We start from the raw sequence: 13,624 nt of genomic DNA, 5'->3' as shown, positions 1-13,624 counted from the left end.
TGGGAGATGCGGTGTCCATTTCAAGGGACCCTTCCGCCGGATACCACGCTGCATCCGGCTGATCGTCGTGTCCGTTCGGGTGGTCGAACTTCTCGCGTCCCGGGACCGGTTTCGGAACCGCCCCTTGACACGAATCTGTATAGACAGGAATATACAAGTCATACTTGCAGAACGTGAGCCAGTACACAACCACCGATAAACACGACGCAGAACACCAGGAGTTCTCATGGACATCACCTCGCCCGGCCACGAAGCCCGCCCCGTCCGCGCACCGCGCGGCTCCGAGCTGAACACCCTCGGGTGGCAGCAGGAGGGCGCGCTGCGGATGCTGATGAACAACCTCGACCCCGAGGTCGCCGAACGCCCGGACGACCTGGTCGTCTACGGCGGCACCGGTCGCGCCGCCCGCAGCTGGGCCGCGTTCGACGCGATGGTGGCCACGCTCAAGACCCTCAAGGACGACGAGACCATGCTGGTGCAGTCCGGCAGGCCGGTCGGCGTCTTCCGCACCAACGAGTGGGCGCCGCGCGTGCTGCTGGCCAACTCCAACCTCGTCGGCGACTGGGCCAACTGGGAGGAGTTCCGCAGGCTCGAGGAACTCGGGCTGACCATGTACGGCCAGATGACGGCCGGCTCGTGGATCTACATCGGCAGCCAGGGCATCCTGCAGGGCACCTACGAGACCTTCGGTGCCGTGGCCCGCAAGCGCTTCGGCGGCAGCTGGCCGGGACGATCACCCTCACCGCCGGCCTCGGCGGCATGGGCGGCGCGCAGCCGCTGGCGGTCACGATGAACGACGGCGTCGCGATCTGCGTGGAGTGCGACCCGGCCCGCATCGACCGCCGGATCGCGCATCGCTACCTCGACGCGAAGGCCGAGACCGTCGACGAGGCGCTCGATCTGGCGACCAGGGCCCGCGACGAGCGCCGACCGCTGTCGATCGGCCTGCTCGGCAACGCGGCCGAGATCTTCCCGCAGCTGCTGGAGATGAACGCCCCGATCGACATCGTCACCGACCAGACCTCCGCGCACGACCCGCTGTCGTACCTGCCCGTCGGGATCTCCCTCGAGGACTGGCACACGTACGCCCAGAAGGATCCGCAGTGGTTCACCACGGAGTCGCAGCGCTCGATGGCCGCGCACGTGGAGGCGATGGTCGGGTTCATGGATCGCGGCGCCGAGGTCTTCGACTACGGCAACTCGATCCGCGACGAGGCCCGCAAGGGCGGCTACGAGCGGGCGTTCGAGTTCCCGGGCTTCGTTCCGGCCTACATCCGCCCGCTGTTCGAGGAGGGCCTCGGCCCGTTCCGGTGGGCGGCGCTGTCGGGCGACCCGAAGGACATCGAGGCCACCGACAAGGCCATCCTCGAACTGTTCCCGGAGAACGAGCACCTGCGGCGCTGGATCACGATGGCCGGTGAGCGGGTGGAGTTCGAGGGACTGCCCGCCCGCATCTGCTGGCTCGGTTACGGAGAGCGGCACCGTGCCGGACTCAAGTTCAACGAGATGGTCGCCAGCGGCGAACTGTCGGCGCCGCTGGCCATCGGCCGCGACCACCTCGACTCCGGTTCGGTGGCCTCGCCCTACCGCGAGACCGAGGACATGGCCGACGGTTCGGACGCGATCGCCGACTGGCCGCTGCTCAACGCACTGGTCAACACGGCGTCCGGCGCCTCCTGGGTGTCGATCCACCACGGCGGCGGCGTCGGCATGGGACGCTCGATCCATGCCGGTCAGGTGTGCATCGCCGATGGAACCGAACTCGCCGCGCAGAAGATCGAACGGGTCCTCACCAACGACCCGGGCATGGGCGTCATCCGGCACGTGGACGCCGGCTACGACCACGCCACCGAGACCGCGCGCACCCGCGGCGTGCGCATCCCGATGGCCGAGAGCTGACCGATGACCTCAGACGGATCGGTTCTCATCACCGGCATCGGCACGTTGATCACCAACAGCCCGGAGCTCGGCGACGGTCCGCTGGGACTGCTCCACGACGCCGCGATGGTCTTCCGCGACGGCGTCGTGGAGTGGGTCGGCCCCGCCGCCCGGGTTCCGGACGGCGCCGCGCACCACCGCTACGACGTGGACGGACGCGCCGTGCTGCCGGGCGTCGTGGACAGTCACGCACATCTGGTGTTCGGCGGTGAACGCGCCGAGGAGTTCGCGGCCCGGATGACGGGCGAGCCGTACGGCGCGGGAGGTATCCGTACCACCATCGCCGCCACCCGCGGCGCCTCCGACGACCAGCTCGACGCCAACATGGCGCGGCTGGTGCGCGAGGCGCTCGCCGCCGGGAGCACCACGATCGAATGCAAGTCCGGTTACGGGCAGGACATCGACACCGAGATGCGCAGCCTTCGCGTCGCGGGCCGGCACACCGGTGAGACGACGCTGCTCGCCGCGCACGTGACGCCGCCCGAATACACCGGTCGCACCGACGATTACGTCGAGATGGTCTGCGAGCGGATGATCCCCGACTGCGCACCGCACGCGAAGTGGATCGACGTCTTCTGCGAGACCGGCGCGTTCGACCGCGACCAGTCCGAGGCGGTGCTGCGTGCCGGCATCGACGCCGGGCTGACCGCGCGAGTGCACGGCAACCAGCTCGGCCCCGGCCCCGGCGTGCAGTTGGCCGTCGAGCTCGGCGCCGCGTCGGTGGACCACGTCACGCACACCACCGCCGACGACGTCGAAGCGCTGGCCGCGAGCAGCACGGTCGCGACCCTGCTGCCCACCGCCGACTTCTGCACGCGCAGCAGCAGATACCCCGACGCTCGCGCGATGCTCGACGCCGGCGTCACCGTGGCGCTGGCCGCCGACTGCAATCCCGGCACCAGTTACACCACGAGCATCCCGCTGTGCATCGCGCTGGCCGTGCGGGAGATGCACATGAGTCCCGACGAGGCGGTCTGGGCCGCCACCGCCGGCGGAGCAGCGGCCTTGCAGCGCAACGACATCGGCCGTCTGACGGTGGGATCGCGCGCCGACGCGATCGCACTGGACGCACCGTCGCACATCCATCTGGCCTATCGGCCGGGAGTTCCGCTGGTCCGCGAGGTGTGGAAGAACGGGGCACCCGTCCCCGCCCGACACTGACAACCGAAGATTGAGAGGCACAAGCGATGTCGATGACCGGACTCGTGGATGTGACGCCCGAACCGTGGTCGGAGCGAGACGACGGCCCGGGTGCCGGGCATGTGCGGTGGCATCACGTGGTGCGCCCGCTCGTCGCCGACGATCCGCCCGCCGCCGACTCCCCCGCCCCCACCACGATCGTCGGCTTCGCCAGCGACGAAGGGGTACGCCGCAACAAGGGCCGCACCGGAGCGGCGACGGGGCCCGGTGCACTGCGGCGCGCGTTGGCGCCGATGGCCCTGTCCGGACCGATCAGCGTCTTCGACGCCGGCGACGTCGCTGTCACCGACGGCGAGCTGGAAGCCGGCCAGGAGCGGCTCGGCCGGTCCGCAATGAGCATCGTTGTAAGCGACACCCATCACGTTGTCTATACATGTATATACGTGTGCTCCCGCTCGGTCAAGACCGCCGTCGCCGCATCGCCATGTCCGTCCGTCCCATGAGGACGCGGAGGCGGGGCCGACGCTGGATGCTCGAGCCGTCACAGCAGACGGAATACTTTGCGGCGGGCGATGTACGGACCGTCCGAGGAATGGTCGGGGCAGCGGGTCGGCGCCGCGCCAGCTCGCCCGACGACGTGGCGTTGAGACCGTGCCTGATGCGCCGATCGCAGATGCACTCGTCGAGTGTCGCCATGCGGTGGACTCAGAGTCCGATCGAGACGTCCGGAGTCGGGTGCGGGCGAGCCCGCACCTACTCGCAGATGTTGACTCACAGTTGCCTCGCAACGCGAAATCCCCCGGCCAGAAATGCTCCGACCAGGGGATTTCGTGGAGCCGATGACGGGAATCGAACCCGCACTCTCAGCTTGGGAAGCTGATGTTCTACCACTAAACTACATCGGCACTGCGAGGCGATCTCGCGGCTCCAAGACTAGCAAACCGCCGTCGACTCGCAGTGACCGACGCTCCGGAAGCCGTCAGGTGTGACGGCTTCCGTCAGGCCGTCCAGTGCGGATCACGGCCCGACAACCCGACGAGCCTGTCGAGCGGCGGGGCGGTCTCAGGAACCGGCACGCTAGCCGCGAATGCCTTGCCCTCGCCCTGGAAGTCCGGGGTGAGCATCCCGGGCGCGAACTCGAGCGAAGCCTCCAGCGCGCTGTCGGCGGGCGCCCAGGGTCTCCCGGCCGCGCGAGCCAGGTCCCAACCGTGAACCTGGTACTCCCACAACATCATCGACAGAGCCATGTCTCCGGGCATCGCGGACTCTCCGATTCGGAGCGGTTCGGCGGCGGCCTCCGGCAGCACGACGTCGAGTCGTTCGGCGAGCTCCCGTACCTGGTCGCCGCCGGTGCCGGCCACAGACACCGCGCCCGGATCACTGCAGAGATGGTCGTCTGAGGTGAACCCGTCGGTGAACGCGGTCAACCACCCCACGACGTGGGCCCGCAACGTCTGAAAGTCGAACTCGCTGCATGGAGTCGGAGCGTCGAGCGGAGTGTCTGAGGCACCGTCGAGAACGTCGGCGAGGCTCTTCAGGGTCTGGTTCAGGGCAGTGGACGTTTCCATGATTCGACGGTACGACCACACACTCCCGAGGTCTTGAAGATTTCCGACATCTCCACCGCCCGCTCGCGGACCAGTTTTGTCGGACCTGAGTGATAGCGTTCAGGTAGTCAAGAAAACATGGCGTGACCAGCTGAAACACTCGGGGGAGGTGGCAGCGATGACCGATCCGATCACCGATTCGATCGCGACTGTCGTCGCCACCGGTGCGCTGCCGGAGCGGCCCGCCGAACTACTGGCACTGATCGATGCCGCGGCGGTCAAACTCGCCGAGACCTCCCTGTCGCCGGAGACCGAACCGGAACTGCTGGCCCACACGCAGACCGCCGAACGGATTCGCCGACGCTGGGACGGCATCTCCGCTGCGCTGCTGGTGGAGGTCTCCGACCGCAACGCCCACCGCACCGCGGGCTATCTGAATCCGCACCAATACCTCTCTCAAGGGCTGCGGCTCGGAACCCGCGAAGCCGGCCGGCGGCTGCGGATGGCCGAGACCATCGGCGAGTTCTCCAACTTCCAAGGGCAGACTCTGCCGCCGCGCAAGCCGGCGACCGCCGCCGCGGTCGGCAAGGGAACCATCGGCGCAGAACACGCACTGGTGATCTCGGCCGTTTTGGCGAAAGTGCCCGGCTGCATCTCGCCGGAGGTCAAAGCCCGCGCGGAGGCCGAACTCGCTCACGCTGCGGCCGGGTTGAACCCCGATGATCTGGGCAAGGTCGGTGACCGACTGCTCGCTCACCTGGACCCCGACGGGCAGGAAAGCGATCACGTCGACCGGCAACGCCAACGCGGAATCACCATCCTCCCGCAAGACCGACAACTCATGAGCAAAGTCCGCGGCGCGATGACTCCGGAGTTGCGGGCGAAGTTCGAGGTGATCTTGACCGCCTGGGCCGCACCCGGCATGAACAACCCCGCCGACCCCGACTCACCTACCGGAACCATCGACGCCGACGGCATCGACGCCGAGGCTCTGGCGGCGGCGCGGGGCCGGGATCTGCGCAGCGCCGCTCAGCGCACACACGACGCACTGCTGGCCCTGTGCGACTACGTTCTCGCCCACGGCGGACTCGGAGCACCGAACCGGATACCAGCCGAACTCGTCATCACCGTCACCGACCAGGAACTCGCCGCCCACGCCGGAATCGCCCTGACCGCCACCGGCACCCGCATCCCGATCGGTGAACTCGTCCGGCTCGCCGCCGAGGCTGTGCCGCATCTGGCCGTCTTCCGGAATCACACCAGCGAAGTCCTCTACCAGGGCCGCGCGGCACGGTTCGCCAGTAAAGCGCAGCGGTTGGCGTTGTTCGCCCGCGACCGCGGCTGCACCGCACCCGGCTGCGACCGACCCTTCGCCCAAACCCAAGCCCACCACGCACCGGACTGGATCACCCCAGCCGGACGCACCGACATCGACGCCCTCGGCGCCGCCTGCGGACGCCACAACCGCGCCGTCGGCACCAACCGCGGACAATGGGAAACCACCACCCTCACCGACGGGCCCGACGCCGGACGCACGGCCTGGCGACCAGCCACCACCGACCAACCCTGGCGCCTCAACCCCATCCACCACGCCGGACAAGCACGGCACCTGCACCCACGAGAACTCCCCCAGCCACCTCCGCAGACGCAACCCGCACAGCCGAGAGCCGGATCCCGTCCGCACCACGCGGCCTGATCGGGCGCGCGGGACCGCGAATGCAGCCACTTCCCCCGAAATGAGACTATCGTCACACTCATGGGAGGGGCTCCGTCGCGCCGTCGCGCCATGTCGGTCCGAGTCAATCCTGCTCTGCTCCTGGCTGCGGCTCTCGCCCTCGCGCTCGCGTTGAGTGCCGCACTGACCCCGGCGATTCCGTCCAGTCTCACCGCCTCCGCCGAGGCCAAGCCGGCCGGCTCACTGCCATCCACGTTCCTCTGGGGTGTCGCCTCCTCCGGTTTCCAGTCCGAAGGCGACTCCCCCGACAGCAACTGGACTCGCTACATCGCGAAGGGTGCGACGGACGATCCGATCGGGACGTCCGTCGATTTCCGGCATCGCTACGCATCAGACATAGCGCTGGCGAAGAGCCTCGGCGCCAAGGTCTACCGCATCGGCATCGAATGGGCCCGCATCGAACCGCGCCCCGGCCACCTGGCTGCACGAGAACTCGACTACTACGACGACGTCGTGCGCACCATCGTCGCCGCGGGAATGCGGCCGATGATCACCCTCGACCACTGGGTGTACCCGGGTTGGATCGCCGACCGCGGCGGATGGTCCGACCCCGGCACCCTCGACGCCTGGCTGCGGCACAACCGGATCGTCGTCGACCGCTACGCCAAGTACCACCCGCTCTGGATCACGATCAACGAACCGGCCGCGTACGTCCTGAAAGAGGTCCAATACGGCGGCATACCGAAGAAATCGGTGACGCTGATGGTCGACAGACTCGTCAAGGCCCACCAGACCATCTACCGATACATTCACGCCAAAGACCCTGGCGCCCAGGTCAGCTCCAATGTCGCCTACATTCCGACCATCGAGCCCGGCCTCGACCAGGCCTTCCTCAACCGCATCCGCAACCAGCTCGACTACGTCGGACTCGATTACTACTACTCCATCTCCCCGACCGACCCCACGGCCGTGTACGCCGCGACGAGCGAGTTCTGGAAGGCGTCGGCGGCGACCGACGGCGTGTACTACGCGCTCCGCGACATGGCGCACCGCTTCCCGGGCAAGCCGCTCTACGTCGTGGAGGCTGGCATGGCCACCGAGAACGGCAAGCCCCGGCCGGACGGGTACCGGCGCGCCGACCATCTCCGCGACCTCGTCTACTGGATCCAGCGCGCCCGCCGCGACGGACTCCCGGTGATCGGCATGAACTACTGGAGTCTCACCGACAACTACGAATGGGGCAGCTACACACCGAGATTCGGTCTCTACACCGTGAACGTCAAGACCGATCCCACGCTCCGGCGGATCCCCACCGACGCCGTGACCGCCTTCCGTGGCATCACCGCCGAGGGCGGCGTCGGGCCGCGCTACCGGCCGACCCGTCCCGCGACCGTGTGCTCACTGGTGGCAGCCCCGGCCAGCTGCCTGATGCCCGCACGATGACCGGCACTCAATCCGGCCACCGCCCGGCCTGCTTCAGTGCCAACCGAAGCGCGTACTCGAGCTGACCGTTGACGCTGCGCAGGTCGTCCGCCGCCCATTTGGCGATCGCCGCATGCACGTCCGGGTCCAGCCGCAGCAGCACCTTCTTCTGCTCGCGCTTCGCCGGACGGGAAGCGCCCGACTGCTCGGTCATCAGGCGTACAGGGTTCCCGCGTTGACCACCGGCTGCGTGGCACGGTCACCGCACAGCACCACCAGCAGATTCGAGACCATCGCCGCGCGACGCTCCTCGTCCAGCTCGACGACGCCCTGTTCGGCGAGCCGGTCGAGCGCGAGACCGACCATCCCCACCGCACCCTCGACGATCTGCTGACGCGCCGCCACCACCTGCGCGGCCTGCTGTCGGACGAGCATCGCCTGCGCGATCTCGGGCGCGTAGGCCAGGTGCGTGATCCGAGCCTCGATGATCTCGATGCCCGCCATCTGGGTGCGCTCACGCAGTTCGACGGTCATCTCCTCCGCGATGGTGGCACCGTCGCGCAGGCTGATGGTGTCGGTCTGATGCGAGTCGTACGGATAGCTCGTAGCCAGATGACGTACCGCCGCCTCCGACTGGATGGCGACGTACTCCTCGTAGTCGTCGACCGCGAACGCCGCCTTGAAACTGTCGACGACGCGATAGACCACCACCGCCGCGATCTCGACCGGATTGCCGTCCGCATCGTTGACCTTGAGCTTCTGAGTCTCGAAGTTGCGGATACGCAGCGAGATGGTCCGGCGATCGGTCAGCGGCGTCACGAGGAAGAAGCCCGCGTCGCTCACCGAACCGATGTAGCGGCCGAAGAACTGCAGCACCTTGGCCTCGTTGGGGCTGACCGTCGTCAGACCGGTCATCGTCAGCAGGGCCGCGAAGCCCACGATCACCGCGAGCACGGTGACGACGATGAGCGCGGGCGACGCCCCGTCCGACACCGCTGCGATGGTCGCGATCACCGCCACCACGCAGGCGATCACCACCACCAGCGATCCGAGCAGACCGATGAACCCGTTGGTCCGCCATGCATTCCGAAAGTCCACAGCGACACCCTCCCGTCGACGGCGGACCGGTCGTCCACCACTAGCAGGATGATATCACTGAGCTATCAGCGGCACGGCTGATCGCATGAGTCAGCTCGCCGGGCCGGAGACCTTGGTCATGCGGCGGGTTCCGGAGCGCACCTTCCACGACTGCGCGTGATACTCGCCGGTGTGCCGGTCGGCGCGGTCGTTGAGCGAGTACCAGTCCATCTGGGCCGCTGCGGGATCGACGGTCAGCACCCCGTACCCGTGGGCGTCCGTGTCGACCCAGCGGGCGTGCCGATTCGTCGCCGTGATGGCGGCCGCGGCGGCGTTCCCGACCGTGTGCTCGGGCGCCTTCACCATGTCGTCGAGATTGTTCGACGTCACCGAGGTCACCACGAACTCCGTGCCGAGTGTGCCCGCGCCCGGATAGTCGGCGGGCTTGCGCGGAATCTCATTGGCCCACGACATGTGGATGTCGCCGGTGAGGAACACCAGATTCTTCTTGCCCGCGCGGTCGGCGGCGTCGAGCAGTCGCGCCCGATCCTTCGTATAACCGTCCCACTGGTCGGTGTTGAAGGGCACGCCGTTCTCCGGAACACCGATCAGATCGGTGATCGCCTTGGTCGTGTCCGGGTTCAGCGGCGGCAACAGCACCGGCGAGATCATCACGGAGTTGCCGATGAGCTGCCATCGGGTGGTGGAGGTGACGATGCCGCCGGTGACCCACTCCATCTGCGCACGACCGGTGATCGTGGTGGCGCCGGCGTCGGACTGCTTGCTGAACCTCGACGCCTCGCGGTCCCGATAGGTCCGCAGATCGAGCATCGACAACTCGAGCAGCCTGCCGTAACGCAATCGCCGGTAGATGTGCCGGTTGTTCGCCGAGACGACCGGCCGAACCGGCATCCACTCGTAATACGCCTTGTCCGCGTTGGCCTTTCGTGCCGCCCACGACCCCTGCCTGGCGGGATCGTGATTCTCCGCCCCCGAGCGATACGAGTTGTCGGCGGTCTCGTGATCGTCCCAGGTCGCGATGAACGGGAGCGCGCGATGCAGTTGCTGCAGGTCGGGGTCGGTCTTGTACTGGCCGTGTCGGATGCGGTAGTCCGCCAGCGAGACGATGTCGTGCGCCGGGCGGTGGATCCGCACCGGGCCGTTCTTCCCGCCGTATTCGCCTGCGCCGTACTCGTAGATGTAATCACCGAGATGAATGACGGCGTCGAGCTCCGTCCGCTGGGCCAGGTGCCGATAGGCAGCGAAATAGCCCGCCTCCCAGTTGGAGCAGCTCACGACTCCGAAGCGAGCCTTCGCGACATCGGCGTCGGTGGCGGGCGCGGTCTTGGTGCGGCCGACCGGCGACACGGCGCCCGCAGCCGGCCCTCCGGTGACCCGGAACCGGTACCAGTAGACGCGGGCCGGCGCGAGTCCGCCGACGTCGACCTTCACCGTGTGATCGCGTGAGGCGTCGGTGGTGACCGAGCCCGAGGCGACCGTCGATCCGAAGTGCTCGTCCGCCGACATCTCCCAGACCAGATTCGACGACGGCCCGCGTCCGGAGCCGGGCGTCGCCTCCGCGGTCGGAGTGACGCGCGTCCAGAGGATGACACCGTTCGGCAGCGGATCGCCGGAGGCCACTCCGTGCTGGAACGCCGCCCGCGGGCCGGGCGCGCCCCGGGCGTCACCCGCCGCGACGACAGAGGGAACACCGAGGGCCAGCGCGCCGGCCCCGGCGGCGCCCATGAAGGCACGCCGGGAGACTGGGAGGGAGGTTCGTTTCTCAGACATCGCGAGAAGGCTGGCAGAGACAGGTTACTCGTCAGTAAACGCAAGTCGGCGCCGACATGGCGAATAGTGCTGGAATCGAACACCTTTCGTTCACGTAGACGTGGAACCATCACGCCCATGACCGACAACAGCCCCCAGCCGCACCGCCGCGGCCTCAATCGACGCACCTTCCTCGCGGGCGCCGCCGCCACCGGCGCGGCCGCCGGCCTCGGAGCACTGGGATCCACCGCCCGGGGAGCCGGAACCGCCTCCGCGGCGTCCCGCTTCCCCCTCCCGTCGAAGGCGTCAAGCCTCCACGTCCTGGTGACCGGCGACGCGGGCACCGGCGAGAAGCCCCAGTACGCGGTAACCGCCGCCGCTCGGAGGATCCACGCGACCACTCCGTTCGACCTCGCCCTCGGTCTCGGCGACAACATCTACGAGACCGGCCCGAAGGGCCCGGACGACCATCAATTCACCACCAAGTTCGAGAAGCCGAACGCCGGTCTCGACTTCCCGTGGCTGATGACGCTCGGCAATCACGACAACACCGCCGTGTTCCCCGGCGACGGCGGCTGGCTGCTGCGCGGCGACGCCGAGGTGGCCTACCACCGGCGCTCCCGCCGCTGGTACATGCCCGCGCGCTATTACAGCGTCCCGCTCGGCGTCGCCGACGTCTTCGTCCTCGACATGAACCCCCTCGCCGCCTACATTCCGCCCTTCCTGTCCCCCGAGTGGGAGCCCGGCGGCCACTACATGACGCGCCAGGCGGCATGGCTCGACCGCGCGCTGCGGACTTCGACTGCACCTTGGAAGATCGTCTGCACCCATCACCCGTACGCGAACAACGGACCACACGGGCCGGCAGGCGACTTCGACGGCCTCCCGGCCCCGCTGAACGGCGTGGAGATGAAGCGGTTCATCGAGAAGCACGTCGCGGGCCGCGCGCACTTCCTGTTCTCCGGACACGATCACAGCCAGCAGGTCCTCGAGAACGTCTCCGGACTCAAGGGCACGCGCCAGATCGTGTCCGGGGCCGCGGCGAAGTCGGTGAACGGCCGCTCCGCCGGCCGCTTCCGGGCCAAGTACGAGAACTACCGCGACCGCGGATTCATGACGCTCGCGATCGATTCCACATCGGTGGTTCTGACGGCCCACGAAGTGGCCGCGAACGCGTCCGGGCCGACGGAGGCCTTCACGACGACGTACCGACGCTGACGTCGAAGTACCTACACCGCACAGTCCCGATCCATCGGACTTTTCGCTGAAAACCCCTCCCCCGACCGACTGACGGCGCTAGTTTCAAGCAATCCATCTCAGTCGTTCGTCGCATCTCGTCGCGGGTCGCCGACCAGGGGAGGCTTCAGATGTCCAAGCTCACGACTCGACGGATCCTGGCCGCCTCCGCCGTGGCCATCGTCGCCGCAGGCGCGTCAGCGGCACCGGCGCACGCGGCGTCGACTCCGGGGGTATCGGCGACATGCGCACCCGGTGAATCGGCCGATGCGAGCATCCGCAATCCGATCAACGGCAACGTCCTGATCCCGATCACCGCCGACTGCAAACGGGCGGCACCGGTCACGGCGGCACTGGGTGACGGGTTGCTCCGCCTGTTCGGTCAGGAACCGATCCTGCGGGACCTCAACCAGGCGATCGCCGTCGGTCCGGCACTGCCGACCAAGGCCTCCATCGCGGGCGGCGGGATCACCGCCGCGATCGCGGTCACCGGCGGTGAGGCGCATTCGCTCGCCAATGTGCTGAGCCTCGGTGTCGCCGCCGGTCTCCTCGGCGGAAAGGCCTCGGCCAATGCGACGGTGCTCGGAGCCTCCGTGGCGGTGGCAACGGTGACGGGCGCGCGCGCCGAGGCCACCGCCCTCCCCGCGGCACTCGCCTTCAGCACCGCCGACGCCCGCGGACGCACCACGACGACCACGGCGTTCGGCGGGGTCACCTCGGCGAGCAGTGGCAAGGGGCCCGGCAACGGCGCGATCTGTACGGCGGCCTTCGGCACCGCCGAGGTCCGCTCCGGAAACTCGGTGACCGACTCCTGCACCAGCGTGGGATTCCTGTTCCAGCGGACGCAGCACGACGACGGCCCGATCGCTCTCTCGGTCAAGAACCCGCTCGACGTGAGCCTGGTGAATCCCTTCGGCGAATCACTCGGCGACCTCGTCGGTGTGGTCGGCTCGGTGGTCGACGTTCCGGACGCGGTGCACGATCTCCTCGGTGCGCGGATGGTGCCGCGCCTGAACAGCGATGTGGTCCGCGTCGTGATGGATCCCGCCCGGCCGCGACTGGAGACCGACATCCCGGCCTGGCTGCGCGGCGAGACGCGACCCAAGGGCCGTTAGCCTGCGGTGCCGTCGTCCGCCGAGTTCGCGGAGGCGGCACGCGCGCCGCGTCCCCACCGGGCGATCGCGACGCCCCAGAACGCCAGCCACAGGCTCATCCCGCCGACCTGGATCCGCTGGGCCAGTCCCAGCCGGTAGTCGCCGCCGAGCCGGTCGGCGGCCAGCATCCAGACGGTCGCGAGCACGACGACGGCGAAGACCAGACCGCCCCCGTAACGCAGCCACGCCCAGTCGCCCCGCCGCCAGGCCGCCAATGACGCCGCGACCATCGCCACGAAGATCGCGAACACCGCGAGCGAGCTCGTGAGGGCGTGAACGTGCTGCAACTGCGGCAGCAGGCCGCGTGACTCGGATGGGCACCCCGGGTCGCGACCGGCCAGACACTCGATCGGCATCAGCGCGTCGGCGATGGTCGACGCACCGAACGCGCCGATCGCCACCGCGGCGGTGATCGAGAACCTGTTGCGCACCAGCGACGGCGGCCAACCGAGGCCGAACGCGGCGAGCAGCGAGAAGACCCCGGTCAGCACGTCGCCAGTCACGTAGACATCGCGGTGCGGCATGTGGCCGCTGTCGAGCTCGGACAGGAACGAGCGCATCGGATCGAGTCCGGAATGCAGGAACAGGTCGAGCACCCACGACGAGTAGCAGACCCCCGCCAACACCAGCATCGCGCCGACGAAGGCGGATCTGGCTCGTAATCC

Annotated in this window: 11 protein-coding genes, 1 tRNA gene and 1 pseudogene; 7 read left to right on the top strand and 6 right to left on the bottom strand. The window is 68.4% G+C overall.

Annotated features, from left to right (window positions below; all coding sequences use genetic code 11):
* Window positions 1-226 precede the first annotated feature (226 nt).
* From hutU to ACK8HH_RS02035, 3 genes and pseudogenes are all read left to right on the top strand, one after another.
* A pseudogene (hutU, locus tag ACK8HH_RS02045) lies at window positions 227-1,899 on the top strand (urocanate hydratase).
* 3 nt (window positions 1,900-1,902) lie between these two features.
* A complete protein-coding gene (gene hutI / locus ACK8HH_RS02040) occupies window positions 1,903-3,099 on the top strand; it encodes an imidazolonepropionase (RefSeq protein WP_412475497.1) in 1,197 nt (398 codons plus the stop codon).
* Between the two features lie 32 nt (window positions 3,100-3,131).
* Window positions 3,132-3,581, top strand: coding sequence for a hypothetical protein (locus ACK8HH_RS02035; RefSeq protein ID WP_412475496.1), 450 nt, complete (start codon window positions 3,132-3,134; stop codon window positions 3,579-3,581).
* Window positions 3,582-3,909: 328 nt separating this feature from the next.
* On the opposite strand, the gene ACK8HH_RS02030 is transcribed toward ACK8HH_RS02035, so the two are convergent.
* Together ACK8HH_RS02030 and ACK8HH_RS02025 are read right to left on the bottom strand one after the other, a co-directional pair.
* A tRNA-Gly gene (locus tag ACK8HH_RS02030) sits at window positions 3,910-3,983 on the bottom strand.
* A gap of 93 nt (window positions 3,984-4,076) precedes the next feature.
* Window positions 4,077-4,646 carry a TIGR03086 family metal-binding protein gene (locus ACK8HH_RS02025; RefSeq protein WP_039867662.1) on the bottom strand — a complete coding sequence of 190 codons (570 nt, stop codon included), beginning with the start codon at window positions 4,644-4,646 and terminating at the stop codon, window positions 4,077-4,079.
* Between the two features lie 157 nt (window positions 4,647-4,803).
* Between ACK8HH_RS02025 and ACK8HH_RS02020 the strand changes: the two genes are divergently transcribed.
* Entirely contained in the window at window positions 4,804-6,321 is a 1,518-nt protein-coding gene (locus ACK8HH_RS02020) for a DUF222 domain-containing protein (protein ID WP_412475495.1), read from the top strand.
* Between the two features lie 90 nt (window positions 6,322-6,411).
* Entirely contained in the window at window positions 6,412-7,743 is a 1,332-nt protein-coding gene (locus ACK8HH_RS02015) for a family 1 glycosylhydrolase (RefSeq protein WP_412475707.1), read from the top strand.
* A gap of 7 nt (window positions 7,744-7,750) precedes the next feature.
* Here ACK8HH_RS02015 and ACK8HH_RS02010 read toward each other — a convergent pair whose 3' ends face one another.
* From ACK8HH_RS02010 to ACK8HH_RS02000, 3 genes are all read right to left on the bottom strand, one after another.
* Window positions 7,751-7,936: a toxin-antitoxin system HicB family antitoxin gene (locus ACK8HH_RS02010; protein WP_006896996.1), complete on the bottom strand. Its 186-nt coding sequence runs from the start codon at window positions 7,934-7,936 to the stop codon at window positions 7,751-7,753.
* A complete protein-coding gene (locus ACK8HH_RS02005) occupies window positions 7,936-8,820 on the bottom strand; it encodes an SPFH domain-containing protein (protein ID WP_006896997.1) in 885 nt (294 codons plus the stop codon). The genes ACK8HH_RS02010 and ACK8HH_RS02005 overlap by 1 nt, the downstream gene beginning before the upstream one ends.
* A gap of 90 nt (window positions 8,821-8,910) precedes the next feature.
* The gene (locus ACK8HH_RS02000; RefSeq protein ID WP_006896998.1) at window positions 8,911-10,545 is read right to left on the bottom strand and encodes an alkaline phosphatase D family protein; all 1,635 of its coding nucleotides are present in this window, start codon (window positions 10,543-10,545) and stop codon (window positions 8,911-8,913) included.
* Window positions 10,546-10,707: 162 nt separating this feature from the next.
* Here ACK8HH_RS02000 and ACK8HH_RS01995 point away from each other — a divergent pair, with 162 nt between their 5' ends.
* Together ACK8HH_RS01995 and ACK8HH_RS01990 are read left to right on the top strand one after the other, a co-directional pair.
* On the top strand, window positions 10,708-11,787 hold the full coding sequence (locus ACK8HH_RS01995) for a metallophosphoesterase (protein WP_006896999.1): 1,080 nt from the start codon (window positions 10,708-10,710) through the stop codon (window positions 11,785-11,787).
* A gap of 149 nt (window positions 11,788-11,936) precedes the next feature.
* Window positions 11,937-12,920, top strand: coding sequence for a hypothetical protein (locus ACK8HH_RS01990; RefSeq protein WP_006897000.1), 984 nt, complete (start codon window positions 11,937-11,939; stop codon window positions 12,918-12,920).
* On the opposite strand, the gene ACK8HH_RS01985 is transcribed toward ACK8HH_RS01990, so the two are convergent.
* Entirely contained in the window at window positions 12,917-13,591 is a 675-nt protein-coding gene (locus ACK8HH_RS01985; RefSeq protein WP_062366204.1) for a DUF998 domain-containing protein, read from the bottom strand. The genes ACK8HH_RS01990 and ACK8HH_RS01985 overlap by 4 nt on opposite strands.
* Window positions 13,592-13,624 lie beyond the last annotated feature (33 nt).

The sequence above is a fragment of the Gordonia sp. LUNF6 genome (assembly GCF_047041125.1).
Taxonomy (GTDB): domain Bacteria; phylum Actinomycetota; class Actinomycetes; order Mycobacteriales; family Mycobacteriaceae; genus Gordonia; species Gordonia sihwensis.
Note: the sequence above shows the minus strand (reverse complement) of the source record. Positions and strands in the feature narration are given on the sequence as shown.

What these genes read in the sequence shown, in the direction of transcription:
- hutI (WP_412475497.1), top strand. Translation starts at nt 1,903, where the DNA reads ATGACCTCAGACGGATCGGTTCTCATCACCGGCATCGGCACGTTGATC.
- ACK8HH_RS02035 (WP_412475496.1), top strand. Translation starts at nt 3,132, where the DNA reads ATGACCGGACTCGTGGATGTGACGCCCGAACCGTGGTCGGAGCGAGAC.
- ACK8HH_RS02025 (WP_039867662.1), bottom strand. Translation starts at nt 4,646, where the DNA reads ATGGAAACGTCCACTGCCCTGAACCAGACCCTGAAGAGCCTCGCCGAC.
- ACK8HH_RS02020 (WP_412475495.1), top strand. Translation starts at nt 4,804, where the DNA reads ATGACCGATCCGATCACCGATTCGATCGCGACTGTCGTCGCCACCGGT.
- ACK8HH_RS02015 (WP_412475707.1), top strand. Translation starts at nt 6,412, where the DNA reads ATGTCGGTCCGAGTCAATCCTGCTCTGCTCCTGGCTGCGGCTCTCGCC.
- ACK8HH_RS02010 (WP_006896996.1), bottom strand. Translation starts at nt 7,936, where the DNA reads ATGACCGAGCAGTCGGGCGCTTCCCGTCCGGCGAAGCGCGAGCAGAAG.
- ACK8HH_RS02000 (WP_006896998.1), bottom strand. Translation starts at nt 10,545, where the DNA reads ATGGGCGCCGCCGGGGCCGGCGCGCTGGCCCTCGGTGTTCCCTCTGTC.
- ACK8HH_RS01995 (WP_006896999.1), top strand. Translation starts at nt 10,708, where the DNA reads ATGACCGACAACAGCCCCCAGCCGCACCGCCGCGGCCTCAATCGACGC.
- ACK8HH_RS01990 (WP_006897000.1), top strand. Translation starts at nt 11,937, where the DNA reads ATGTCCAAGCTCACGACTCGACGGATCCTGGCCGCCTCCGCCGTGGCC.
- ACK8HH_RS01985 (WP_062366204.1), bottom strand. Translation starts at nt 13,591, where the DNA reads ATGCTGGTGTTGGCGGGGGTCTGCTACTCGTCGTGGGTGCTCGACCTG.